General features: G+C 31.9%; 22 protein-coding genes. 1 reads left to right on the forward strand and 21 read right to left on the reverse strand.

The features are described from left to right. Nucleotide 1: 1 nt before the first annotated feature. The 15 genes from MT340_RS07745 to MT340_RS07815 all read right to left on the reverse strand — a co-directional run bounded on the left by MT340_RS07745 (nt 2) and on the right by MT340_RS07815 (nt 18,643). The gene (locus tag MT340_RS07745; RefSeq protein ID WP_243589456.1) at nt 2-937 is read right to left on the reverse strand and encodes an alpha/beta fold hydrolase; all 936 of its coding nucleotides are present in this window, start codon (nt 935-937) and stop codon (nt 2-4) included. 253 nt (nt 938-1,190) lie between these two features. Next, the gene (locus tag MT340_RS07750; protein ID WP_243589457.1) at nt 1,191-2,864 is read right to left on the reverse strand and encodes a glycerol-3-phosphate dehydrogenase/oxidase; all 1,674 of its coding nucleotides are present in this window, start codon (nt 2,862-2,864) and stop codon (nt 1,191-1,193) included. A gap of 145 nt (nt 2,865-3,009) precedes the next feature. Beyond that, a complete protein-coding gene (gene glpK / locus MT340_RS07755) occupies nt 3,010-4,509 on the reverse strand; it encodes a glycerol kinase GlpK (RefSeq protein ID WP_243589458.1) in 1,500 nt (499 codons plus the stop codon). 135 nt (nt 4,510-4,644) lie between these two features. Beyond that, on the reverse strand, nt 4,645-5,463 hold the full coding sequence (locus tag MT340_RS07760) for an MIP/aquaporin family protein (RefSeq protein ID WP_243589459.1): 819 nt from the start codon (nt 5,461-5,463) through the stop codon (nt 4,645-4,647). 278 nt (nt 5,464-5,741) lie between these two features. Beyond that, nucleotides 5,742-6,275, reverse strand: a complete 534-nt coding sequence (locus MT340_RS07765; RefSeq protein WP_243603731.1) for a glycerol-3-phosphate responsive antiterminator — start codon at nt 6,273-6,275, stop codon at nt 5,742-5,744. A 15-nt stretch (nt 6,276-6,290) separates the two neighbouring features. Continuing rightward, nucleotides 6,291-8,327 carry a DNA mismatch repair endonuclease MutL gene (gene mutL, locus MT340_RS07770; RefSeq protein ID WP_243603732.1) on the reverse strand — a complete coding sequence of 679 codons (2,037 nt, stop codon included), beginning with the start codon at nt 8,325-8,327 and terminating at the stop codon, nt 6,291-6,293. A 10-nt stretch (nt 8,328-8,337) separates the two neighbouring features. Beyond that, nucleotides 8,338-10,995 carry a DNA mismatch repair protein MutS gene (gene mutS, locus MT340_RS07775; RefSeq protein WP_243589462.1) on the reverse strand — a complete coding sequence of 886 codons (2,658 nt, stop codon included), beginning with the start codon at nt 10,993-10,995 and terminating at the stop codon, nt 8,338-8,340. Between the two features lie 267 nt (nt 10,996-11,262). Then, entirely contained in the window at nt 11,263-11,754 is a 492-nt protein-coding gene (thiW, locus tag MT340_RS07780; protein WP_243589463.1) for an energy coupling factor transporter S component ThiW, read from the reverse strand. Nucleotides 11,755-11,773: 19 nt separating this feature from the next. Next, nucleotides 11,774-12,142 carry a YlbF/YmcA family competence regulator gene (locus MT340_RS07785; RefSeq protein ID WP_243589464.1) on the reverse strand — a complete coding sequence of 123 codons (369 nt, stop codon included), beginning with the start codon at nt 12,140-12,142 and terminating at the stop codon, nt 11,774-11,776. A 1-nt stretch (nt 12,143) separates the two neighbouring features. Further along, entirely contained in the window at nt 12,144-13,688 is a 1,545-nt protein-coding gene (miaB, locus tag MT340_RS07790) for a tRNA (N6-isopentenyl adenosine(37)-C2)-methylthiotransferase MiaB (RefSeq protein ID WP_243589465.1), read from the reverse strand. Between the two features lie 231 nt (nt 13,689-13,919). Further along, the gene (locus MT340_RS07795; RefSeq protein ID WP_243589466.1) at nt 13,920-14,216 is read right to left on the reverse strand and encodes a thiamine-binding protein; all 297 of its coding nucleotides are present in this window, start codon (nt 14,214-14,216) and stop codon (nt 13,920-13,922) included. 65 nt (nt 14,217-14,281) lie between these two features. After that, nucleotides 14,282-14,902 (reverse strand): poly-gamma-glutamate hydrolase family protein, encoded by a 621-nt coding sequence (locus tag MT340_RS07800; RefSeq protein WP_243589467.1) that lies wholly within the window; start codon nt 14,900-14,902, stop codon nt 14,282-14,284. A 170-nt stretch (nt 14,903-15,072) separates the two neighbouring features. After that, nucleotides 15,073-15,939, reverse strand: coding sequence for a 2-oxoacid:ferredoxin oxidoreductase subunit beta (locus MT340_RS07805; protein WP_243589468.1), 867 nt, complete (start codon nt 15,937-15,939; stop codon nt 15,073-15,075). Beyond that, nucleotides 15,940-17,700: a 2-oxoacid:acceptor oxidoreductase subunit alpha gene (locus MT340_RS07810; RefSeq protein WP_243589469.1), complete on the reverse strand. Its 1,761-nt coding sequence runs from the start codon at nt 17,698-17,700 to the stop codon at nt 15,940-15,942. 148 nt (nt 17,701-17,848) lie between these two features. Further along, nucleotides 17,849-18,643 (reverse strand): TIGR00282 family metallophosphoesterase, encoded by a 795-nt coding sequence (locus tag MT340_RS07815; RefSeq protein WP_243589470.1) that lies wholly within the window; start codon nt 18,641-18,643, stop codon nt 17,849-17,851. A gap of 160 nt (nt 18,644-18,803) precedes the next feature. Here MT340_RS07815 and MT340_RS07820 point away from each other — a divergent pair, with 160 nt between their 5' ends. Further along, entirely contained in the window at nt 18,804-19,022 is a 219-nt protein-coding gene (locus MT340_RS07820) for a hypothetical protein (protein WP_243589471.1), read from the forward strand. Nucleotides 19,023-19,185: 163 nt separating this feature from the next. Here MT340_RS07820 and rny read toward each other — a convergent pair whose 3' ends face one another. The 6 genes from rny to MT340_RS07850 form a co-directional block, all read right to left on the reverse strand. After that, on the reverse strand, nt 19,186-20,745 hold the full coding sequence (rny, locus tag MT340_RS07825) for a ribonuclease Y (protein ID WP_243589472.1): 1,560 nt from the start codon (nt 20,743-20,745) through the stop codon (nt 19,186-19,188). 310 nt (nt 20,746-21,055) lie between these two features. Continuing rightward, nucleotides 21,056-22,102, reverse strand: coding sequence for a recombinase RecA (recA, locus tag MT340_RS07830; protein WP_243589473.1), 1,047 nt, complete (start codon nt 22,100-22,102; stop codon nt 21,056-21,058). A 336-nt stretch (nt 22,103-22,438) separates the two neighbouring features. After that, entirely contained in the window at nt 22,439-23,581 is a 1,143-nt protein-coding gene (locus MT340_RS07835; protein WP_243589474.1) for a CinA family nicotinamide mononucleotide deamidase-related protein, read from the reverse strand. Nucleotides 23,582-23,738: 157 nt separating this feature from the next. Continuing rightward, nucleotides 23,739-24,314, reverse strand: a complete 576-nt coding sequence (pgsA, locus tag MT340_RS07840) for a CDP-diacylglycerol--glycerol-3-phosphate 3-phosphatidyltransferase (protein ID WP_243589475.1) — start codon at nt 24,312-24,314, stop codon at nt 23,739-23,741. A gap of 34 nt (nt 24,315-24,348) precedes the next feature. Then, entirely contained in the window at nt 24,349-24,741 is a 393-nt protein-coding gene (locus tag MT340_RS07845; protein ID WP_243589476.1) for a helix-turn-helix domain-containing protein, read from the reverse strand. Between the two features lie 21 nt (nt 24,742-24,762). Beyond that, the gene (locus tag MT340_RS07850) at nt 24,763-25,593 is read right to left on the reverse strand and encodes a YmfK family protein (protein WP_243603733.1); all 831 of its coding nucleotides are present in this window, start codon (nt 25,591-25,593) and stop codon (nt 24,763-24,765) included. Nucleotides 25,594-25,625: the final 32 nt, after the last annotated feature.

Consider the following 25,625-nt stretch of genomic DNA (forward strand, 5'->3'; position numbering starts at 1 on the left):
ATTATCCCTCACTTTGACTCTTATTTAATATTTGTTTCTGAATCCAATCAAACATATGATTCCAAATCATTTGTTCATCTTCCTCAAACAAAATTTCATGACGTCGATGGGCATACAATTGAACTGTAATATGTTTGATTCCGGCAGTTTTAAATTTTTTCCCTAAACTTTTTACGCCCTTACCATATTCTCCAAATGGATCTTCTTTACCTGAAATAAGTAGTATTGGTAATTGTGGATTCATCTTTTTCAATTGACCGTAATTTGCTGTGTTCATCATATTTTTAACTGTTTGATAAATGAGCTGATTTGAAACTAAGAAGCCTGTATAGTCATCCTTAACAAACTTATCAACTTCATCACGTTTAGAAGATAGCCAATCACTCTGAGTTTCTGGCCGATCTATTTTTTTATTAAAAGACTTATAAACTAATTGATTTACCCATTTTAAACGACTACGCTTACCACTAAATAGTGTAATTAATTTTAGTCCGATCGTTGCTGGTATGCCTTTCCATTTAGGGTAAAGACCAGTGCCTGTTAATATCAATCCCTGTGCTATATTAGGGTATTTTTCAACGAATAAACGAGCAATAATAGAACCCATTGAATGCCCTAAAACAATATATGGCAACTCATTTTTCTCACTTTGTAATGTTTGCGCTATTTCATATGCATCTTGGACGATTATTTCCATATCGTCATAGTGACCACGTTCATCCTCATTAATTTCTTTACCGTGTCCTCTATGATTATGCCTAATTACATCATATCCCTGTTGAGTTAAAGATTGAACGAGTGATTCATATCGCTCCATATACTCAGCCATCCCGTGAAAAATATGAACGACGCCAAAGGTAGCTATCTTTGCTTTATCTACTTTAACTTCTAATGTTGTACCATCTTCAACGGTAATTTTATAAGAATTTTGACCCACGCATATGCCTCCCATCAAAAAACAAACCTTTTATAATTTATTATTCCTTTAAATATACCTTTACTTTTTAATGTTATCAAATTGAAAGAGACTTTTTAATAGGACATCAATATTTTTTGAATCTGAAAATATGTAAATAAATCTTTATTATGAAATATAAAATGCTATTTATTAAATAAGAAAATACTACTAACATATTAGTCTCAGACCAATATGTTAGTAGTATTTAATATATTTTAAGGGAACTTAGTTATTATTTTTTCACAGCAAGTTGTTCATTTCCGTGTGTTGCTTCTTCTATAGCTAAATTAAGTTCTTTAGTATATTCGTTAGTTTGTGCTTGAGTATAATTTAATAAACGACTTAATTCTTCGATAACTGCTTCTTTATATTGTTTTACTTCGTTAATATTAAAGTATAATTTACCAGTTCTACGTACTATGAAGTCAGTCGGTTTATAAACCATTTCATTTTGAACACTATATACTAATTGCACATATAATTCTAATGGTAATTTAAGCTCTTTATCTTTTGCGATTTGAGCTATATTAAATAATTTATCTACATTCGAACCATATTTAGAAGCTAAACGACGCGCAACATCCTCTTTTAACCCAATTGCTTTACCTTCTTCAACTTTACGTTCAATATATTTTTCAAAGTTTTTACTTCCACCAACATCACCACCTGAAATTGGCGTGTTTTTAGTAGCACACTCGTCAAATTTTAGGCTGTGTTCTTGTTTTAAGCGTTTAGCTAATAAATCAACAATTTCTAAAGCCATGTGACGATAACCTGTTAATTTACCACCAGCAATTGTAAGTAGACCCGATTTACCTTCCCAAATTTCATCTTTACGTGAAATTTCTGAAGGATCTTTACCGTCTTCTAATATAAGTGGTCGTACCCCAGCCCATGTAGATTCAATATCTTCATCTTTGACATTTACATCTGGGAACATATAATTAATCGCATCAATTAGATAATCTCTATCTTCTTGAGTTGTTAATGGTTTCGCTTTATCGTTATCGTAGAAAGTATCTGTCGTACCTACGTATGCTTTACCTTCACGTGGAATAGCGAAGATCATACGGCCGTCTTTTTCCGTATCGAAGTAAACCGCTTGACCTAATGGAAATTTAGATTGGTCGATAACTACGTGTACACCTTTAGTTAAACGTAATTGTTTATTATTACGTGTGTAATCTTTTTTTCTGACTTCATCTACCCATGGTCCAGAAGCATTGATTACCTTTTTAGCTTTAATTTGGTAAATATCGCCTGATAATTGATCTTGAACTTCAATACCATTTACTTTTGATTTTGAATCATATAAAAAGTTTGTAGACTTAGTATGATTAATAATTTCTGCACCATTTTCTGCGGCACGTTTCATAACTTCAATCGTTAATCGAGCATCGTCAGTACGGTATTCTACATAGTAACCGCCACCTTTTAAGCCGTCTTTTTTAACTAGAGGTTCTTTATCTAAGGTTTGTTTTTTCGTTAACATTTTTTTACGTTCATATTTTTTAACACGGGCTAAACGGTCGTACATCATTAAACCTAAATTTGTTGTAAATTTACCAAATGTACCACCTTTATGCATTGGTAATAGCATCCATTCAGGTGTAGTTACATGTGGACCATTTTCGTAAACGATGGCACGTTCTCTACCTGTTTCAGCTACAACTTTAATTTGAGCTTGTTTTAAATAACGTAAACCACCGTGAACAAGTTTAGTTGAGCGTGAACTAGTACCTTGAGCAAAGTCTTGCATTTCCACTAAAGCAACTTTCATACCACGTTGGCTAGCATCTAATGCAATACCTGCACCAGTAATACCGCCACCAATAATAACTACGTCATATTCTGTATCTTGTAAATTCTTTTTTATTACTTCTCTATTTAAAGTAGATAAAGCCATACTATACCCCTCCAACTTTTAATAAAAAATGAGAGACCCATCCATACAGAAGTATACTGCATGAAACAGGTCTCTCAAATCTCGATTAATGTATTAACTTAAGTTTATCATAACATATCTTTCAAAACTAAGCCATTGATAATGATTAATCTTCTAATTTAAAGACCTGAGTTGCTTCTACCGCTTTTTTCCAACCTTTATATAACTTAGTTCTTTGTTCTTCAGACATTTGTGGTTTAAATTCAGTTTCTAATTGCCATCTGTTTTCAATTTCATCTTTACTATCCCAGAAACCTACTGCTAAACCTGCTAAATATGCAGCCCCTAAAGCTGTCGTTTCTTGAATTTCAGGACGTTCTACTGCAACATTAACGATATCCGCTTGAAATTGCATGATGAAATTATTTTTAACAGCGCCACCATCAACACGTAAAGTCTTCACGTCAATATCGGAATCTTTAGACATTGCTTCCATTACATCACGTGTTTGATAGCATAATGATTCAAGTGTAGCGCGAATGAAATGTTCTTTTTCAGTACCACGACTTAATCCAAATACTGCACCTCTTGCTTCTGAGTCCCAATATGGTGTACCTAAACCTACAAAGGCAGGTACTACATATACATTATCAGTTGAATCTACGCGTGTAGCATAGTTTTCTGATTGTGGTGCTGAGTTAATGATTCTTAAACCATCTCGTAACCATTGAATCGCAGAACCAGATACAAATATTGAACCTTCTAATGCGTAACTCACTTTACCATCAAGGCCATACGCGATTGTTGTTAATAAACCACTCTCAGATTTGACTGGCTTTTCTCCAGTATTCATTAACATGAAGCCACCAGTTCCATACGTATTTTTTACATCTCCACGTTCGAAACAAGCTTGACCGAATAATGCTGCTTGTTGGTCTCCGGCAATACCAGCAATTGGAACTTTTTGACCAAAGAAATGATAATCTTTAGTATGTGCGTAAACTTCACTTGATTCTTTAACTTCTGGTAATAAGTTTTTAGGCACATCTAATAATTCTAATAGTTCGTCATCCCATTTTAAGTCAAAAATATTGTACATTAATGTACGGCTTGCATTCGTATAATCAGTAATATGTGCTTCTCCACCAGATAATTTCCATACTAACCAAGTATCGATAGTACCAAATAATAAATCGCCGTTTTCAGCCTTTTCTCTAGCACCATCCACATTATCAAGAATCCACTTCACTTTCGTACCTGCAAAATATGGATCTAATAATAAACCAGTTTTATTTCGGAAAGTTTCTTCGTGGCCTTGATCTTTTAATTTTTGGCAAATCGATTGAGTTTGACGAGATTGCCATACAATAGCATGATATATAGGACGTCCAGTATTTTTATCCCAAATAACCGTCGTTTCACGTTGGTTAGTAATACCGATACCTTCGATTTGTTCAGCATTAATTTCGTTCTCATTTAGTACTTCAGCCATAACTGCTAATACTGAGGTCCAAATTTCATTAGCATCGTGCTCTACCCATCCAGATTTAGGAAAATATTGTTTAAATTCACGTTGAGCGACGCCTTTAATACCTCCATCTTTATCGAATAAAATCGCTCTCGAGCTTGTTGTGCCTTGGTCAATTGACATGATGTATTTTTCCATAACTTTTCTTCCTTTCTAATTTAAATGAAAAAGTTCTGTTATGTAGCTTAAGTATTTCGTTATTAAGGAAGTGTACTATTGTTATTACACTTTTCCTAAAAATTAATCATAAAAAAAGCTATATTCAACTTAAAATTAGTAAATAGTTTCAATATCATTTGATTTATTAGATTTATTTAGTGCCATGCCTAATAATAATGTTGCTATAACGACAACAATCGCAACGATACATGAAATATCGAAATGTCCTTTATAAAATACTTTATAAATTGTTGCACCAAGCATACCACCAGCAATTGGACCTAAAACAGGAACGATTGCGTAACCCCAATTGGAGCTTCCTTTTCCAGCAATTGGTAAAATCGCATGTGCAATTCTAGGACCTAAGTCACGTGCTGGGTTAATTGCGTAACCAGTTGGACCACCTAAACTTAAGCCAATCGCTACAATTAATGCCCCAACAATCAATGGATTCATACCATCTGCAATTTTATTTATGCCAATATACATAATCCCTAAACATAAAATAGCTGTACCAATAATTTCACTCAAAAAGTTTGCGAAATAGTTCTTAATTGCGGGCGCTGTAGAGAATACGCCAAGTTTAGCGCCTTGATCTTCTGTTGCTTTCCAATGTGGCAAATACATTAACCAAACTAAAGCACCACCGAAGATACCTCCAAGCATTTGACAAATAATGTATCCTGGAACTTGTACCCAACTAAAACTACCATCCATTGCAAGTGCAATCGTTAGAGCAGGGTTTAAATGTGCACCTGAAAATTTCCCAACTGCATACGCACCCATCGTAACTGCTAATCCCCAACCAGCTGCGATGACGATCCAGTCAGAATCTTGACCAGCACTACGTTTTAAATTTACGTTTGCGCAAACGCCACCACCGAATAATATCAAAATAGCAGTACCTAAAAACTCTGCTAAATATACATTCATGTATATACCTCCTATGAAGACAAAAAGATTCCTACAAAAGCACTAGATGAATGCATTGCAGAAATCTCTTCGTCTCTTAATCAAATATTAACTTGGTTAAATAATACATAAAGCGTGTAAGCGTTGTCAATACTTTTGTAAAAAAATTGTCATAATTAGAAACCTTATTTTTAAAATAAAATCGCTTATTAGCCCTATATTTTTGAAGTATAACGATAATAAGCGTTTGAACATTGTAATAATTATTTAATTGTCACCAAACATTCTTCACCTTCAATTTACCACAATGTTCGATTACTAGTTGTTACATAACTTGCACCACTATCAATCGCTTCTTGTACTTCTCTATCATCATCAATCAAGCCCCCTGCTATGACTTTTGAAGAAGTTTCATTCCTAACAATTGTAACAATTTTGTGAGCGATGCCAGGTAAGACTTCTACAAAATCAGGTTGGACTTTTTTAATAAGTTGAATACTTCTATTTAGTGCCTGGCTATCAATGATGAACACTCTAAATATAGTTAATATATTGAGTGATTTAGCTTTTTGAATGACTTTAGTTTTAGTTGAAACGATACCTTTAGGATTATAGGTTTGTATAATGTATTCACATGCAAATTCGTCATGAGCCATTCCTTTAATTAGGTCAATGTGAATATAAGCCTCAATATCATGCTTTCTAAGTAAGTCCATCACACTTTTTAAATGTCCGATGTGCATATCTAGTAAAACACAAACTTTATAATCAGATTGAGTAAGTTTCTCTAAATCTTTCATATTACGAATTGCCGGTAACACATTCTTGTTCATTTAGCGTATCCCTTTCTACATTACTCGTTTAAATAGTTTTTCTAATTCATAATTTGAGAAGTTAATAATAATTGGTCTACCATGCGGACATGTGAATGGATCCTCCGCTTCACGTAACTGGTCTATTAAATCAGCCATCTCATTGATTTTTAAATAATGGTTTGCTTTTATGGATTTCTTACAACTCATCATAATCGCAGCATCTTCTCGCATTTTTTTAATATCTATTTTTTTATGATTGAGCACCAATTCTATCATATCTTTAATAATTTCTTCCGCTTCTACCTTAGGGAACCATACTGGATAACTATTAACGATATAATCATGACCACCAAAGTGTTCTAAATGCACGCCCACTTTATCTAATTCTTCTTGGTATTGGTCAATAATCATTTGTTCATCCTTTGAAAAGTGAAACGTTAAAGGAATTAACAAATCTTGAACTTCATTACTTACTTCTCCGATTTTTTCTCTAAAATATTCGTATTTAATTCTTTCTTGTGCAGCATGTTGATCAATCATAAACATACCATTTTCATTTTGGGCAATAATATAAGTGCCATGTACTTGTCCTACAACTTCCATATAAGGCACGCGACGAGATGGTGTTTTACTTACTTTACCTTTAATATCATTTTCTTCGTTATCATTACTTAACGTTTGTTGCGTCTCATTATTTAGTTCGTCACTTTGATTGAATACATTATTTTCTAAATCTGCTCGCTCATTATTTGTGTTTAATGAATCTTCTGCTCTATCTAGACTATTTAAAATATCTTTTTGAATTTGGAAGTAATCTATCTCGTCTGACCGTTTATTATTATGAGGTTCAAAATTAGCAGTATCTTCATTTGACATAGATTCATTTTCACTTGTATGTTCATCTTGGTAATTTACGTCATCGGAACTGTTTGTGTTCCAATTGATATTAGAGCTATGATTATTTTGTTTCAATGCTTGTTCTTTATCATTTTGACTTTTTTCAAAATCTATTTTCTGTTGTTCAAAGGTATGGAGTACCTTGTTTTTCTTTGATGATTTATCTAAATCATTTTGAGGGATAAGAATTCTATCTTTAAAAGCATCTCGGATTTTTTCAACTATTAAATTATATAATTGTTCTTCTTTAGATAGTCTAACCTCTAATTTAGTAGGATGAACGTTGACATCTACAAGAATCGGATCCATTTCGATATTAATGTAACATATCGGATATCTACCAATAGTAAGTAATGTATGATATCCCTCTACTATGGCTTTATTAAGTACGAAGTTTTTAATATATCTTCCATTAATAAAAATCGAAATATAGTGTTTATTACTTCTAGAATGCTCTGGCTTAGCCACGAAACCTTCTAAATGATAATCACTCGTATCACCGGAAATATGAACTAAATCTTTAGCTACTTTAATACCGTATATTTCTGCCATAACTTCATTTGTTTTACCAGAACCATTTGTTTTAAGTAAGACTTTACCGTCAGAAATAAGGGAGATACGGATATTTGGATGACTCATAGCCATGCGATTTACAATATCAGTTATTTTTCCTAATTCTGTATATAAACTTTTAATATACTTCAGACGCGCTGGCGTATTATAAAATAATGATTCTACTTTAATATCAGTACCTTTTTTAGCTTTAGCAGGTTTTTGATTAATAATTTTTCCAGTTTCAGCATAAATTTCATGGCCATTCTCATTATCGGTACAAGTTTTCAAAGTCACTTTAGCTACAGAAGATATACTTGCTAATGCTTCACCTCTAAAGCCTAAAGTTCGAATATGAAATAAATCATCGTCAGTATCTAACTTACTTGTAGCATGTCTATGAAATACTAATTTCAAATCATCTTGTTCAATTCCAGATCCATTATCTACTACACGAATAGAAGAAATTCCTGATTGTTCAACTTCAATGTTAATTTCTGTTGATTGGGCATCAATTGCATTTTCAAGTAATTCTTTTACAACTGAACTTGGTCTTTCAACTACTTCTCCTGCAGCTATTTTATTAGCTAGAGAGGTCTGTAATTCTTTAATTTTACCCATAATAGCACCTCTATCTTAACTGATTTTGTAATTCACTTAATTTTAATAATGCATCAATAGGTGTCATATTTGATATATTAAGATTTTTAATTTGTTCTTCAATTTCACTGATTTCTTTGTTTGATTCAAATAAATCGAAACTCGCTTGTTCAAATTGATTATCATTTATACTGGAAACGTCTTTTTTTACTTCGGTTGATGGGTTAATTTCTTCACTATTAACAGAAGTAATGGACTGCTCTTCAGATAAAAGTGGATCTTCTTTATGAAGTTCCCTTAGTGTAGATGAATTAATTTGATTATCATCTTTTTGTTCAAAATTATTTAGTATTACTTGTGCACGGCTGATTACTGAGTCAGGTAAATTAGCTAACTTTGCTACTTGAATACCATAACTGTCATCTACCGCACCATCTTTAACTTTATGCAAGAATATTAATTCTCCTTGGTACTCTTCCGCAGCAACGTGCACATTTTTCAAGCTATGCAATTCTTGTTCTAAAGTAGTTAATTCATGATAGTGTGTAGAGAATAATGTTTTAGCGTGAGAGGTTTGTGCTACATATTCTATCATTGCTTGAGCTAATGCTAATCCATCATATGTTGAAGTTCCGCGGCCGATTTCGTCAAAGATAATTAAACTATCTTCAGTGGCGTAAGTTAATGCTTTTTGAGCTTCTAACATTTCTACCATAAACGTACTTTTACCTGAAACCAAGTCATCGGCAGCGCCTATTCTAGTAAATATTTGATCAAAAATAGGTAACACAGCAGCATCACAAGGAACATAAGCTCCCATTTGTGCCATGATACTAATAATAGCTACTTGTCGCATATACGTAGATTTACCAGACATGTTTGGCCCTGTAATTAAATAAATAAAATTATCTTTATCTAACTGACAGTCATTAGGAACATAGTCATTGTAATCCATCACGCGTTCAACAACTGGGTGTCGAGAATTTTCAAGTTTCAATGTTTTATCATCGCTAAATTCAGGTTTAACATAATTATATTTTTGCGCAATTTCTGCAAAACTTTGCAGACAATCTAGTTCTGAAATGATTTTAGCTTGTCGTTGTAATCGTTCAGTATAACTTTTAATATGCTCTCTTAATCTAACAAATAATTGATATTCTAATTCGATTGCTTTATCTTCTGCACCTAGAATAATATCTTCTTTTTCTTTAAGTTCATCGGTAATAAATCGTTCAGCGTTAGACAGTGTTTGTTTACGGTGATAGCCAAACTCAGAAGGTTCAAAACCTTGAAGATTAGCTCGCGTAATTTCTATAAAATAACCAAATACTTTATTGAAACTGATTTTTAATGACTTAATTCCGGTACGTTCACGTTCTTTTGCTTGAAGTTGAGCTAACCAATCTTTACCATTTTTAGACGCTTCAAGATATTCGTCTAATTGTTTACTGAATCCTTGTTTAAAAATTCCACCATCTTTGACAGAAATCGGTGGTTCTTCAATTAAACTATCTTCAAGCACTTTTAATAAATCTTCTAAAGGCTCAAGTGCGCTAAATTGTTTAGAGGCTGTATTATCCATTTCTTCAAGCAATAATTTAATATTAGGAATTTCTGAAATAGAATGTTTAAGTTGGATTAAATCACGAGCGTTAACATTGCCATAACTTACACGTCCTACTAATCTTTCAATATCATAAACTTGGTTTAAATAACCTCTTAATGTATCTCTCTCAATAAAATGATTAATAAAAGATTCTACTATATTTAAACGTTCTTCAATTTTATCTTTATGGATTAAAGGTCTATCAATCCATTGTTTTAAACGACGTGCACCCATTGGTGTTTTTGTTTCATCCATTAACCATAATAACGTGCCTTTTTTCGATTTTAGCCTAATACTTTCTGTTAATTCTAAATTTCTTTTAGCGTAGTAATCCATTTTCATAAAATCAATCGCTGTATATGAAATGACTTCTTCAATATGAGACAAATCTCTTTTTTGAGTATGATGGATGTAATCTAAAAGTAATTGTGTCGATAAATGCATTTTTTGATTATCTAATTGATTAACATCATAATTAGCATCAGAAATATCAGTTCTAACTGTTATAGTTTCAGTCGTTAAATTAATTTGTTTTTTTAATTCCTCACCTATCTCATGATTAACTACAATTTCATTAGGATTGATGGTAATGATTTCATTTATTAAGGTACTCTCATCATTGAAATGCGTAGTTTTAAGCTCTCCTGTAGAGATATCACAATAGCTTAAGGCGTACGTGTTATCTTCCCAAATAAAACTAAGTATATAGTTATTTTGGTTTTCATCCATACCCCCTTGTTCCATTACAGTACCTGGAGTTACTATTCGGACTACTTCTCTTTTCACCATGCCTTTAGTCTGTTTTGGATCTTCCATTTGTTCGCAAATTGCTACTTTGTATCCATTACTAATCAACGTCTCGATATAACTATTAGCTGAATGATATGGAACGCCACACATTGGAATAGGATTTTCTTTTTTAGCATCCCTCTTAGTTAGAGTGATTTCTAAAACTCTAGAAGCCTCTTTAGCATCTTCAAAAAACATTTCATAAAAATCGCCTAATCTAAAAAATAATAAACAGTCTTGATATTGAGATTTGATTTTTAAATATTGTTGCATCATTGGAGTCGTATTCGACATATTTTCACAACCTAACTAAAGTATTTCTAATTTTATACGTACTATTAACTTGTATATTTTAACATAACTCATAATTACACGCTCGTCCTCATTACTAATGAAATTTCAAAAATTTATTCTCGATTGTACTTTGTATTTTATTTATTAATATATTTTTGGATAAAAAAATTACCATTTCAAAATAAAAGATACGAGAAATTGTAATTTCTATTAGCTTCATTTGAAATGATAATCTTTTTAAATAGATTTGATTTACTTCATCGAAAATTATTTTTGAAATTTATCGAGTAAACCTCTTTTTTTCAACATTATAAGTAAGAAATAACTAATGATTGCACCTATGAAACTTGACGCTATAAAAGCAAGCATCAAAGGTTTAACGAAAAAGTTTTGCATCCCTAGCATCCATGCTACAGGAATACACATTAAACTACCTATGATACCAGTACCAATAACTTCACCAACTGCAGCTATAAATATATGTTTTCTATACATATAAAATACGCTAGCTAATAACACACCAATCATACTTCCAGGGAATGCGAAGAAACTTCCTGTTCCGAAGAGAATTCTTATAATTGAAGATATTAATGCTTGTGCTAAACCGTACCATGGTCCAACGAAAATCGCACAAAGTACATTGATAAAATGTTGTACTGGTGCCGCTTTAATTGGGCCTAAAGGGATAACAATGATACTACTTAACACGACATTAATAGCTATTAATAATGCAGTAAGTGTAAGTTTTCGAGTGTTCATAGTATAATTCCTTTCCAATTTATAAGTCGTTATGTTCTTTTTTATTATAGTCGTTTAATCTTTTTTCCATAGTACTTATCATCATTTGTAAAAAATCATTAGTTTCATATTGAGCAGAGCGAAATTCTTCAACAATAGGTAATTCATTTATTTCATTTTCTAAATTATAAATTGTGTCTTCTGATTGTTCATAGGCATATTTTTTTCCGTAATTTTGAAAATTAACAGATTGTTTTTGTTGTTTTTTTAATTGATTCATTTTTGTTTTAATCGTATTGTTTTCATGAATCTGTTGTTCAATATTTTGATAGTTTTTAACGATTTCTAAATTGCTTATCTTATCTGAAAGTTGCTCTGCTTGTTTTAATATTTCTTCTTTACTATACATTTTAATTTGTCACCAATAAATTATCATTGAATCGTACGAAAGTACCATTTAAAGAATATTGTTTAGCTTCTTTAATTTTTACATCTACTAATTGTCCAATTGCTTCTTTAGGACCTTTAAAATTAACTAATTTATTTTTTTCAGTATATCCTGCTAAAACAGTATCATCTTTTTTACTAGTACCTTCACATAATACTGTGACTATTTGACCGTCATATTGTTTCATTGCTTCTTCAGAATATTGTCCTACTTTTTTATTTAAACGTTGTAAGCGATCTTTTTTAACTTCATTAGGCACGTTATCTTTCATTTTAGCAGCAGGTGTGCCATCTCTTTGTGAGTATAAATAAGTGTAAGCATGTTCGAATTTCACTTCATCGTATAATGATAAAGTTTCTTCAAATTGTTCTTCTGTTTCATTTGGATAACCAACAATGATATCTGTAGTTAATGCAACATTTGGAATAGCTTGTTTAATTCTTGAAACTAAGTCTAAATAACTTTCACGTGTATACTTACGTCCCATTATTTTTAAAACAGCATTATTTCCTGATTGTACTGGTAAATGAATATGGGGAACGATATTTCCTCCCTTAGCGATAACTTCAATCATACGATCAGTAAAGTCCCAAGGATGACTCGTAGTAAAGCGAACACGAGGAATATCTATTTTAGAAATGTCTTCTAATAAATCTCCTAAACCATAGTTCAATTCTTTTATATCTTTACCATAAGAGTTAACATTTTGTCCTAACAATGTAATTTCTTTATAACCATCACGTGCTAAACCACGTACTTCTTCAATAATATCTTCTGGACGGCGACTTCGCTCTTTACCTCTAGTAAATGGAACAATGCAATATGTACAGAATTTATCACAACCATACATGATATTTACCCATGCTTTTGTACTACCTTCACGTACTTTAGGTAGATTTTCAATGACATCGCCTTCTTTAGACCATACTTCAACGACCATTGCTTTAGATAAATACGCTTCTTCAAGAATTTCAGGTAACTTATGGATATTATGCGTTCCAAAAATCATATCTACGTTTTGATATGATTTTAAAATTTTATTTACCACTGATTCCTCTTGAGACATACAACCACATACACCAATTAAAGCTTCTGGTCTATTCTTTTTAAGGTGTTTTAAATTCCCTATTTCACTAAATACTTTATTTTCCGCATTTTCACGAATTGCACAAGTATTTATCAAAATAACGTCCGCTTCATTAATATCATCAGTTGCAGTATAATCTAATGCCTGTAGAATACCTGCCATAACTTCAGTATCATGAGCGTTCATTTGACATCCATATGTTTTAATTAGAAATGTACGTCCTTTTCCCATTCCTTTGTATTTCTCTTCTATATGAAAGTCGCGATTATAATTTACATCTTGTTTTCCACGTTTACGCGCTTCTTTAAGACTAGGTGGCTGATAAACTTGTTCAAAATATTTACTATAATCCTTTTCTGCTTTTTTATTACGTTCATCTAAAATATTTATCGTACCAGCTTTTCTTTGTTCTTCATTCACTTTAAAATATCCTTTCTATATGCCCTAATATCATTAGTACATTATATTAAAATTAATCATAAAGTGCAAAAAGAGTTCAAAAAAATTCATAAAATAGTAACGTTTATTAAAACAGAGGAGTCTTAAAATTCATTAATATCAGATCTCTAAAATTCCGACAAATAATGAATTATGCTATTTAAAATAAAGAAAGCCAAGACACTTAATATGTCTTGGTTTCAATCACAATCTTTATGCTTCGTCATATTTACCAGTTAATGTTTCAATTGAGATGCCCTCGGGTACATGATAAAACTTCACTTGACTAATAATACTTGGACATTCTAATTCAACCATTCGTTCATTTAATTTTTGAATTAAAATTAAACATTCACTCATTTCTCCTTGAACCGTTGTTTCAAGTGGTCCTACTCGGAAATGTAAACCAGATTCACCTATAATTTTAATAGCTTCATCTACATATGGAATTACATCTTCATTATTTGGTGTTTTGGGTACAATTTGTATACTCATTAAAGTATCTTGCATTAATCATTCACCTCTATCAATTGTATTCATATTTATTTTAGCACTCTTATTCTTAAATAAACTATTTAATTTACATTTTCAATTGCTTTATTAATAGCTTTTGCTATATCATACATTAAATCATCCCAATTAGATTGATCACGTCTGCTTTTGAAATTACTTTTTCTATTTTTAAATAAAGACTTTCTTAATTTTGAAGAAAGTTCAATCTGCACACCGGCCCCTTTTGTCGTACGATTTACAATGTTGTTATCTTGAGCGCCAGCCATATTACTCGGTGCAGCTTGAATTTCTATACCGATGTCTGCCAATCCTCTACCAATAGTCTCTTTAAGTTCAATATTTTTCCCACCTATGTATGCAATACTTTCATCACCAACACAACCATGTATTGTTATAGCTATATCACTATTATTTACGAGATTCAATGCAATTTCATTATCATAGTGAATTGAAGTAACATGTAACTCATTGTTTCCCTTACTTCTTATTCCATTGAAAGCAAAATAATTATATTGACCTTGCTCAGCAATGACACATGCTAATTCTGAGGTTGCTGGTTCAATTCCACCTCCATGTATAGCTAGTATAGTCACATTACTTCTTAAATCATTACTTATAATTTCCCAATCTTCATTTTCTTTTGTTTGTTTTTCTAATTCTGTCATTGATTTATATTTGTCCATAGAAACCCCACTTTTTAATAATATATTTAAGGTCTTCCCTTTAAATTTAGTATAAAAAGTAGTTTTACTAATTTTTAATAAAACTTACTTATGGTTAAAATTTTTTATTTTCATTTAATAATAAAAAACTCATACTTAAATTTAACTAATTTAAGTATGAGTAACTATTATTATACGAATTGTGCTGTTAATTTATTGAAATCTTCTTCTGAAATATGGATATCTCTTTTAGATAATGCACTTTCTTCTAGTTCCTCAATTTGAGATTCATATGACGGTGTTTCCGTATCTTGATAAACAATGCCTTTAACTAAAGATTCGTGATCTATTACTGTTTTCATAGCTAATTGTTTATCCGTTGGATCGTATCCTTCAATATCATCTAAACTAGTTAAATGTTCTTTAAACCAGTCATACGTATTGATTTTATTATATGTTACGCATGGTGAGAACACATTTACGAAAGAGAAACCATCATGGTTTATAGCATCTTCAATTAATTTTGTTAATGCTTTAATATCACTTGAGAATCCTTGTGCTACAAATGTCGCACCTGAAGATAAAGCCAATTCTAATGGTGCAACATTTTTTTCGATATTACCTTTAGGCGTAGATTTAGTTACAAAGCCAACTGCTGAAGAAGGAGAAGTTTGACCTTTTGTTAATCCGTAAATTTGATTATCCATAACAATATAAGTCATGTTCATATTACGGCGTAAAGCGTGAATAGTATGTCCCATACCAATTGCATAACCGTCTCCGTCCCCACCTGAAGCAATAACTGTTAAATCTTTATTAGCCATTTTAACACCTTGAGCTAGTGGTAAAGCACGTCCATGAATACCATGAACACCATATGAATTAATATAACCTGATAAACGACCTGAACAACCTATACCTGTAATAATTGCTACTTCTTCTGGTTCAAGTCCTACATTCGCTGCTGCTTTTTGAATTGCTGCTTGAACAGAGAAATCTCCACAACCTGGGCACCAATTTGGCTTAACATTATTTCGGAAATCTTTAAATGTAGCCAATTAAACCAACTCCTTAATTTCTTTAGCTATTACTAAACCTTTTTCTTCAATTTCATGAGGTAAGAATGGTGTACCATCATATTTAGTTTGGTTGATTAATTTACTTTGAACATTCGTGTTCATTTTAATAATATTTGCTAATTGTCCTTGATAATTATGTTCTGCGATAATTACTTTTGAAGCTTTATCAATAGCATTTTGAATCATTTCTACCGGTAGAGGGTGCAATTGACGAATTTGCATCGTATTTACTTTGATACCTTTTTCATTTAAACGTTTCGTACCTTCTTGGATTGCACCTTTACTTGAAATGAAACCAATATATAATATATCTGCTTCCTCATGTGTTTCATTTAACTCAACAGGATTTTTAATTAATATATCAGCTGTTTTACGCATACGTTTTTCCATTTGTTGACGTCTGTTTTCAGCTGCTTCACTAGTTTTACCTTCTTCATTATGCTCAACGCCAGTAACATGGTGAATACCACCTTTAACTCCCGGTATCGGTCTTGGAGATATGCCATTACCTGTTAATGCATAACGTCTAAAGTATTGTTTATCATCCTCTTCACGTTCTATATCAGATTGTAATAATTCTCCACGTTTAATTTGGATTTTATTATAATCAAGATTTTTAACAGTTTGCTTACCTAAAGATAATTGTAAATCACTTAATACAATAACTGGACATTGATATTCTTCAGCTAAATTGAAAGCTTCCATTGTTAAATAGAATGCATCTTCTGCATCAGTTGGCGCTACGACAATTTTAGGAATATCACCATGCGTACCATATATCATTTGCATTAAATCTGATTGTTCTTGTTTCGTAGGTAATCCTGTTGAAGGACCTCCACGTTGTGTATTAATAATAACCAATGGCGTTTCAGTCATCCCTGATAAACCAATTGCTTCCATCATTAATGATAAGCCTGGTCCAGCACTAGCTGTAAATGCTCTTACGCCAGCATAGTTGGCTCCAATAGCCATATTAGCTGCTGCAATTTCGTCTTCAGTTTGAACAACTGTGCCACCAACTTTTGGAACGTTTGCAATCATGTATTCCATTATTTCTGAAGCAGGTGTAATTGGATAAGCTGCCATAAATCTTGATCCTGCTGAGATGGCACCTAATCCAATTGCATCATTACCAATCATATATAAATGTGGCGCTTCATTATTTGCTTCTAATGTGAAGTCACCTTTCACCTCAGATAATTGCTCTTTCATTAAGTTATATCCTTGGTTTAATGCTTCAATATTCATTTCAACGACTTTATCGCCTTTTTTACTAAACATATTAGTAATAAGTTCTTCAAAAGTATTCGTTTCTAAATCCATAATTGCACATGTAGCACCAACTGCTACCATGTTTTTCATAAGGGCTGTGCCTAATTCTTTAGCGGTGCTCGTAAAAGGTAATTCAATTAATTGAGCACGACAATCTTCTGGTTTATTAGGTTTTGCTTTAGTATCTGCAATAATAATGCTATCTTCACGCATTTCATGATGATTTAATTCAATTGTTTCTTGATCAAATGCTACTAATATATCTAAATCATCACTAATCGCATGAACCGGATCGGTAGAGACTCTAATTTTATTATTGGTATGACCACCTTTAATACGACTAGAAAAATGTCTGTATCCATATAAATAATAGCCTTTACGATTCATTGCTGTGGCGAATATTTCACCTGTTGATTCAATACCTTCACCTTGTTGTCCGCCCACTTTCCATGATATTTGTGATTTCATATCATATGCCTCCTGTGGAAATAATTCATATTAAATGATAACAAAAATAACCACCGTCTTACTATGTCAACAGTGGCATTTGATTAAATTCATACTAATGGACTATATGTTAAATCCATTTTTAATAAAACGTTTTAAATATACTATATTATTTATTAAAAGGATGATCGTCATTGATTAAAATTCTTTCAATATGTTTTGTTCTACCATTTTTATCTAAATCAATAATAACACCTGAAAGGACACTTCTACCATCATTTGGCACTACATGTCTTTGTGGCAAACTTGTAATAAAGCGTTCAATTACTTCATCGCGATTGATCCCTAGAATACCATCATAGAATCCTGTCATCCCTACATCAGTGATATAACCAGTACCTTGTGGCAAAATACGATCATCAGATGTTTGTATATGCGTATGCGTACCAACTACAGCACTTACTCTTCCATCTAAATACCATCCCATAGCATTTTTTTCCGATGTCGTTTCAGCGTGAAAATCCACAAAGATATAATCTGTTTCCTTTTTAGCTTCTTCAATCAATTGATCTGCTTTTTTAAATGGATCATCAATATCTTGCATAAATGAACGACCCTGTAAATTAATAATCGCTAATTTAATATCATTAATTTGAATAAAACGCATTCCCACTCCAGGAGCTTCGCTTGGAAAATTCGCGGGACGAACCATTCTTTTAGCATCATCAATAAAGTCATAAATTTCACGTTGTCCATATGTATGATTACCCATTGTCATAAAATCTACGCCTTCTCTTAAAAGCTGTTTGTATATTTTTTCTGTTAAACCTTTGCCATGAGCCGCATTTTCTGCGTTTACAATACTTACTGTTGGTTTATACGCTTGTTTAATTTTGGGCAAATACTCACTAATAGCGTTTCTACCAATTTTACCAACTATATCCCCAATAAATAATATTCTCATTAAATGTTCATCCTCTCATAAAAACAGTTTAATTCAAAAAAGTATAGATTTAAAGAGATGATTTATATTCAATCCATACCTATACTTCACTTTACTTTAGCATGTATATAACATATGATAATATTAAATTTATAAAAACAATAGGAGTTGTAATAATTATATGTCAATTAATATTGATCCTGAAAAATTTGCAGAATTAGTAGTTACATCTAATCCATCAAAATCTGAGGATGCTGAAGATATTGCTAAAGAAAGTTTAGAATTATACATTAACGCTTATCGTTTAGCAGAAAGATATTCAAATATCGCTACAAATTGTTACGATACAGCCGAAATAATTACTGAATTAAGAAAAGCTGATTTACAACTAAAAAAATAAATAATATTTTAAAAGCTAGAAGTTAAAGTGAGAAAATATAACTTTTTGACTTCTAGCTTATTTTTATATTTAAAAATCATACTTAAAAATATAACATTCATTTCAATCATTCATTATGTTATAAAGTAAAAAAACAGACCCAATAAATTAGGTCTGTTAAAAATTATTTCGCATACTCAACTGCTCTTGTTTCTCTTACAACTGTCACTTTGATGTGACCAGGATATTGTAATTCTTCTTCGATTTGATTTTTAATGTCTCGCGCCAATCGATATGACTTCAAGTCATCAATTTCATCAGGTGATACAATTACTCTGATTTCTCTACCCGCTTGAATAGCAAATGCTTTTTCTACACCATCGTAACTTTCAGACAATGTTTCTAAACGTTCAAGTCTACGGATATAGTTCTCAAGTGTTTCTTTACGGGCGCCTGGTCTTGCTGCAGAAAGTGCATCAGCTGCAGCTACTAGTATTGAAATGATTGATGTTGGCTCTACGTCACCATGATGGGAATGTATAGCATTAATTACTGTATCATTCTCATCATATTTTTTTGCTAATTCTACGCCGATTTCAACGTGACTACCTTCAACTTCGTGGTCAATGGCTTTACCAACATCATGAAGTAAGCCAGCACGTTTAGCTAAATTAACATCTTCTCCTAATTCTGCTGCTAGCATTCCTGATAAATGCGCAACCTCTATAGAATGTTTTAAAACATTTTGACCATAGCTAGTACGATAGTTAAGACGACCTAATACTTTGACTAAATCAGGGTGCATGTTATGAACATTAATTTCAAATGTAGCTTGTTCACCAGCATCTCTAATAATATCGTCGACTTCTTTTCTAGCTTTATCAACCATTTCCTCAATACGGCCTGGATGGATACGACCATCAGACACCAAGTTAACTAATGCAGTCCTAGCGATTTCACGTCTAATTGGATCAAATCCAGATAAGATAACCGCTTCGGGTGTATCATCGATGATTAAATCGATACCTGTTAATGTTTCTAAAGTTCGAATATTTCTACCTTCTCTACCGATGATACGGCCTTTCATTTCATCATTCGGTAAATTTACAACAGACACTGTTGATTCTGTAGTATGATCAGCAGCTAATCTTTGAACGGTAGTAGCTAATAGTTCTTTCGCTTTTTTATCAACTTTTTCTTTTGCTTCTTTTTCTTTTTCTTTAACAAGTACTGCAATATCTTGTGACAGTTCTTCTTCTACTCTATGAAGTTGTTCATTAACAGCTTCTTCTTGAGTGAGACCGGAGATGCGTTCTAATTCTTGTTCATGCTTCATTATTAACGTTTGAACACTACTCTCTTTTGCATCTACTTGTTGTTGTCTTTCTTCAAGTTTAGATTCTTTTTGTTCTAAAATCTCATCCTTTTTATCTAAAAGATCAGATTTTCGATCTAAATTTTCCTCTTTTTGAAGAAGTCGGGCTTCTTGTTTTTGAAGCTCACCACGTCTTTCACGTAGTTCAGTTTCAGTTTGTTCTCTTATAATTTGATTTTCTTCTTTTGCCTCTAATAATTTTTCTTTTTTGATATTTTCGGCCTCTTTTTGACTATGCCTAATAATATCTTCAGCAGTTTGTCTAGCTTGTAGTTGCTTTTGATGCAATATATTTCGGGCTACAATATACCCTACAACAACCCCTAGAATAATCCCCAGCAAAATGAGTAAGAGGTCTAATAAATTCACATAAACACCTCCTTTTTCTAGGTATTTGCTTTGTATATCAAAATCTTTATGATTTTATAAGTTGTATAATAATTATACATATTAATTGTACGTTTATAAAGTTGGTAGTGTCAAGATATGAAATTGCACTGATAATTCAATTTACATATATCATATTTTACGTAATTCAAAAAACAAAGTAGGTGAAACTTCTCTTTCACCTACTTATTGATATACGACTATAGACAAGGTCTTTCATACTTTGTCATTTTATGCGTGACTACGTTATTTACATATAGTAAATTTCTGAAGTATCGACAAACTAATAATATTATTCTTCGTCAAATAAAGATTGAGGTTTTTCTTCTTCTTTTTCTTCAACATCACCGTCAAAAATACCAAGTTTTTCACGTAATTTTCGATCAATTTCTTCTTTTATTTGAGGATTTTCTTTAAGGTAAGTTTTAACGTTTTCTTTACCTTGACCCATTCTTTCTCCATTATATGAGTACCATGCACCTGATTTATCAACGATTTCATTCTCAACACCAAGATCGATTAATTCGCCTTCTTTAGAAATACCTTGACCATACATTATGTCTACTTCCGCTACTCTGAATGGAGGTGCCACTTTATTTTTAACAATTTTAATTTTAGTTCTATTACCAACAATTTCTTGCCCTTGTTTTAATTGTTCAGCACGGCGTACTTCTAAACGAACAGAACTATAGAATTTTAATGCTCTACCACCAGGCGTAGTTTCTGGATTACCAAACATTACGCCAACTTTTTCACGAATTTGGTTAATAAATATTGCAGTAGTATTAGATTTAGAAATTGCACCTGAAAGTTTACGTAATGCTTGTGACATTAAACGAGCTTGTAAACCTACGTGAGTATCGCCCATTTCTCCTTCAATTTCTGCTTTTGGCGTTAAAGCTGCTACAGAGTCGACTACTACGATATCCACTGCGCCACTTCTCACAAATGCTTCTGCAATTTCTAGACCCTGTTCACCATGGTCTGGTTGAGATAAATATAAGTTATCAATATCTACACCTAAAGCTTCTGCGTACACAGGATCAAGCGCGTGTTCAGCATCAATAAATGCAGCTACGCCTCCATTTTTTTGTACTTCAGCAATAGCATGTAAAGCAACTGTAGTTTTACCTGAACTTTCAGGACCATAAATTTCAATGATTCTTCCTTTAGGATACCCTCCGACACCTAAAGCGTTATCTAAAGTAACTGAGCCAGTTGAAGTGCTTGAAACACGACGACCTTTATTATCGCCTAATTTCATAACAGCACCTTTACCAAAGGATTTTTCCATATTTTTAATAACTGTATCTAAAGCTTTTTGACGTTCATTATCCAAAGCGAAACCTCCTAAATGAGATAGTTATATGTTTAGACTGTAGATAAACCCTTTCACTCATCGTTATCTTATCCGTGCGTAGTTCATTTACTCGTTGCAAATTCCTGTCGTTACGCATTTCACTACTTCGATTGACAAAGGTTTTCTTTCAGTCTTTATATTTTAAATTACTTTATCGACAACCTTAGTTATCTATTTAACATCTTATATAATACTATACCTTCTATTAGATTTTATTACAAGTATTTTGCGAATATTTGTTCGTATTTTTTAAAATTAAAAGTTCTAAAATCGAACAAACGTACTCAAAAAATTGAATTTTGTTGGAATAACGTATTAACTAAACCAATTTAGTATTCTTATTAATGCATAATTTTGACTTCTGTTTTGTAAAAGATTTCTTTTCTGTGGCATTTTAAATGTATCTATTTTAAAATCACCATTTCTATGCATTCCTAAGACAACATACTCATTTTCATGTAATAAAGCTATACCCACTTCTGTTTTATATAAATCTTTAACATATTGTGTTGCTTCTTTTACTTTTTCTTCGATATTATTATTCTCATTAAGGAATACTTCATTATCAGGTAGTAATCCTTTTAGAATATTTTTATTATCATAATTTTTTAAACGCGTATAGATAGCGCCATTTGTTACGCCATCATATATACTAAATGTTTCTGTCATTGTCTTCATTACTGACTGCTCAATTACAATATCGTCAGACCCATAATAATATTCTCCTATACGGTTTAATATTTCCTTTTTCACAGGCGCTATAAGTTGCTGACATTCATCTTTTGTATCAGCATTTGCAGTTAATCTTATATATACTTCATGTGTACCAGCTAATGGTGCAATAGTAGGGTTAGACTGTTCATCAATCAAATCCATTAATACTGTTTCAACTTTTGATTCCCCAATGCCGGCAAATCTTAATTGTTCTGAAAAGATGACTTTATCGTCATCCATTAAATAAGGAAGCAATTCATTTTTAGCCATAGGTTGCATTTCACGAGGTGGACCAGGTAATAATACTACTTTCTTATCATCTTTTTCTACTAGCATACCTGGTGCCATACCATAATTATTTTTTAATACTTTAGAACCTTCAATAACTAAAGCTTGTTGCTTATTATTAGGCGTCATTTCTTGTCCTTGCTCTTTAAAATATTGTTCAATATATTCTAAAGCATCATTATCCGTTACAAGTGATTTACCTAATACTTTAGCTACTGTATGTTTAGTTAAATCATCTTTAGTGGGTCCTAAGCCACCTGTTAGTACCAATGTATCAAATCGTCTCAAACCTTCTTTAATTATATATTCAAGTCTTTGAGGATTATCTCCAATAACTGTATGTTCAACTACGCTTTTTCCAATGCTGTTAAACAATTTAGATAGGTATTGACCATTAGTATTAGCTATTTGACCTAATAATAATTCTGAACCTACTGCAATGATTGAAATATTCATTTATGACTCCCCTTATACTATTTGTTCATGTATAACATATATATTATAAACATCTTAATCTATTTATTCTAAAATTAGGCTTATGAATAATAAAAACCAAGAATATGAATAAGAAAAGATTTTCTTCTTATTATTCTTGGTTAATAATTTCACTATTTTATTGTTTAAAAACATCTCTACCTTTATAGAAGTATTCAATACCAGATAAAATTGTAAAGAATACACCAATATAAAGTAAGACTTGACCAATTGGGAATCCAATCCAATGTACAAATAAGTCCCCTAGTAAAATCCATATAATAGCAACCATCGTTACTGCAGTTTTGATCTTACCTAATTGGCCTGCTGCACTAACAAAACCTTGTTCTATTTGTAATAAACGTAAGCCAGTAACTGCAAATTCTCGAGCTATAATAATGATAGCTACTACTGAATTTGTTAAGTCCATTTGGACCATAACGATTAGTGCACTTGAAACTAATAACTTATCTGCTAAAGGATCTAAAAATTTCCCCATATTAGTAACTAATTGCCACTTTCTAGCCAAATAGCCATCTAAAAAATCACTTAGTGACGCTAAAATAAAAACAATAGCGGCAATAAGTTGTTCTATTCGAATTTCATATCCACCTAAAATTGATACATTGCCAAATCCAAAGTTAACTAGAGCAAATAATATAAATACAGGGATGAGAATTACTCTAAAAACTGTAATTTGATTTGGTATATTCATGTTAAAGCCTCATTTCTAAATTTATCTCTTTTAATTATAATATTAACACCGCTAAAACCCAAAGAACGAAAGTAATCAGAATGATCCCACCCATTATAACTGCAAGTTGCAACGGTTCTTTATTTTTAGTGCGATAATCTGGCGCATCATTATTACGATAGCGATAAAGGAGGTCATCTAATTGATTCTGACTGCTCGGAATTTCACTTTTATGCGCTGAAATAAGTTGATTCGCATCTATATTCACAACACTAGCATAACGTTTGATAAATCCTTCTGCATAATCCACTTTAGCTAATCGATTGAAATGGTTTCCTTCAATAAGCTTTAATGTATCACGTTTGATTTGTGTACGATCCTCAAGTTCAGCTAAAGTCATTCCTAGTCTTTCTCTTCTACCTTTTAAAGTTTCACCAATTGTTCTCACTTTCAAAAGCCTCCACACTTACTATTCAAAAAATCCAAAACCTTCGCCAAATGTATCTTCACCAAAATCTAATGTATTTTTACTTTTAACAGTTTGTTGTTTCATATGTTCATATTGTATTTCTTGATTTTCATTTTCACGTAATTCAATAATATAATCAAAATCATCCATACTATAATTACATGATTCTGCAAATAAATCTGGATGTTCCACCACTTTAATTGACGGTAATTCCATTACTTCTTTTACTAATTCTTGATGTTTAGGATTAGTTTCTCTAGCCGTAACTGCGCCATCAATAATATAAACATGATTTCCTTCATATTCACCTTTAATAAGCGAACTACGTACAGTTTGCTTAATTAAAGTAGAGCTAATAAATAACCAACGTTTGTGCGCACATACACTTCCTGCCACAATTGATTCAGTTTTACCCACGCGTGGCATACCTCTGATACCAATTAATTTATGCCCTTCTTCTTTGAAAAGTTCGGCTAAAAAATCTACAAGTAAGCCTAAATCTTCACGTTCAAAACGAAATGTTTTCTTATCATCTGCATCTTGTTCGATATATCTACCATGACGTACTGCTAGTCGATCTCGCAATTCAGGCAATCGTAATTTAGTGATTTCTATTTCATTAAGCTCTTTAATGATATGCTCAAAGCGTTTAACCTTTTCAAGATTATCCGTTTTAATTAATAAACCACGGCGCCCTCGGTCTACACCATTAATTGTGACAATGCTAATACCTAACATGCCAAGTAAACTTGAAACATCCCCTAATAAACCAGCACGATTTATAGTTATCTCATATTCAAGGTACCATTCTTTTTTTTCGGCAATCGTCATCTACATCCGCCCCTTGTTTAAATATCAATTTA

It is taken from the genome of Staphylococcus sp. NRL 16/872, assembly GCF_022815905.2.
In the GTDB taxonomy this organism is placed as follows: Bacteria; Bacillota; Bacilli; order Staphylococcales; family Staphylococcaceae; genus Staphylococcus.

Coding starts and splice junctions, on each gene's coding strand:
- MT340_RS07750 (WP_243589457.1), bottom strand. CDS start 2,864: ATGGCTTTATCTACTTTAAATAGAGAAGTAATAAAAAAGAATTTACAA.
- glpK (WP_243589458.1), bottom strand. CDS start 4,509: ATGGAAAAATACATCATGTCAATTGACCAAGGCACAACAAGCTCGAGA.
- MT340_RS07760 (WP_243589459.1), bottom strand. CDS start 5,463: ATGAATGTATATTTAGCAGAGTTTTTAGGTACTGCTATTTTGATATTA.
- MT340_RS07765 (WP_243603731.1), bottom strand. CDS start 6,275: ATGAACAAGAATGTGTTACCGGCAATTCGTAATATGAAAGATTTAGAG.
- mutL (WP_243603732.1), bottom strand. CDS start 8,327: ATGGGTAAAATTAAAGAATTACAGACCTCTCTAGCTAATAAAATAGCT.
- mutS (WP_243589462.1), bottom strand. CDS start 10,995: ATGTCGAATACGACTCCAATGATGCAACAATATTTAAAAATCAAATCT.
- thiW (WP_243589463.1), bottom strand. CDS start 11,754: ATGAACACTCGAAAACTTACACTTACTGCATTATTAATAGCTATTAAT.
- MT340_RS07785 (WP_243589464.1), bottom strand. CDS start 12,142: ATGTATAGTAAAGAAGAAATATTAAAACAAGCAGAGCAACTTTCAGAT.
- MT340_RS07795 (WP_243589466.1), bottom strand. CDS start 14,216: ATGCAAGATACTTTAATGAGTATACAAATTGTACCCAAAACACCAAAT.
- MT340_RS07800 (WP_243589467.1), bottom strand. CDS start 14,902: ATGGACAAATATAAATCAATGACAGAATTAGAAAAACAAACAAAAGAA.
- MT340_RS07810 (WP_243589469.1), bottom strand. CDS start 17,700: ATGAAATCACAAATATCATGGAAAGTGGGCGGACAACAAGGTGAAGGT.
- MT340_RS07815 (WP_243589470.1), bottom strand. CDS start 18,643: ATGAGAATATTATTTATTGGGGATATAGTTGGTAAAATTGGTAGAAAC.
- MT340_RS07820 (WP_243589471.1), top strand. CDS start 18,804: ATGTCAATTAATATTGATCCTGAAAAATTTGCAGAATTAGTAGTTACA.
- MT340_RS07835 (WP_243589474.1), bottom strand. CDS start 23,581: ATGAATATTTCAATCATTGCAGTAGGTTCAGAATTATTATTAGGTCAA.
- pgsA (WP_243589475.1), bottom strand. CDS start 24,314: ATGAATATACCAAATCAAATTACAGTTTTTAGAGTAATTCTCATCCCT.
- MT340_RS07850 (WP_243603733.1), bottom strand. CDS start 25,593: ATGACGATTGCCGAAAAAAAAGAATGGTACCTTGAATATGAGATAACT.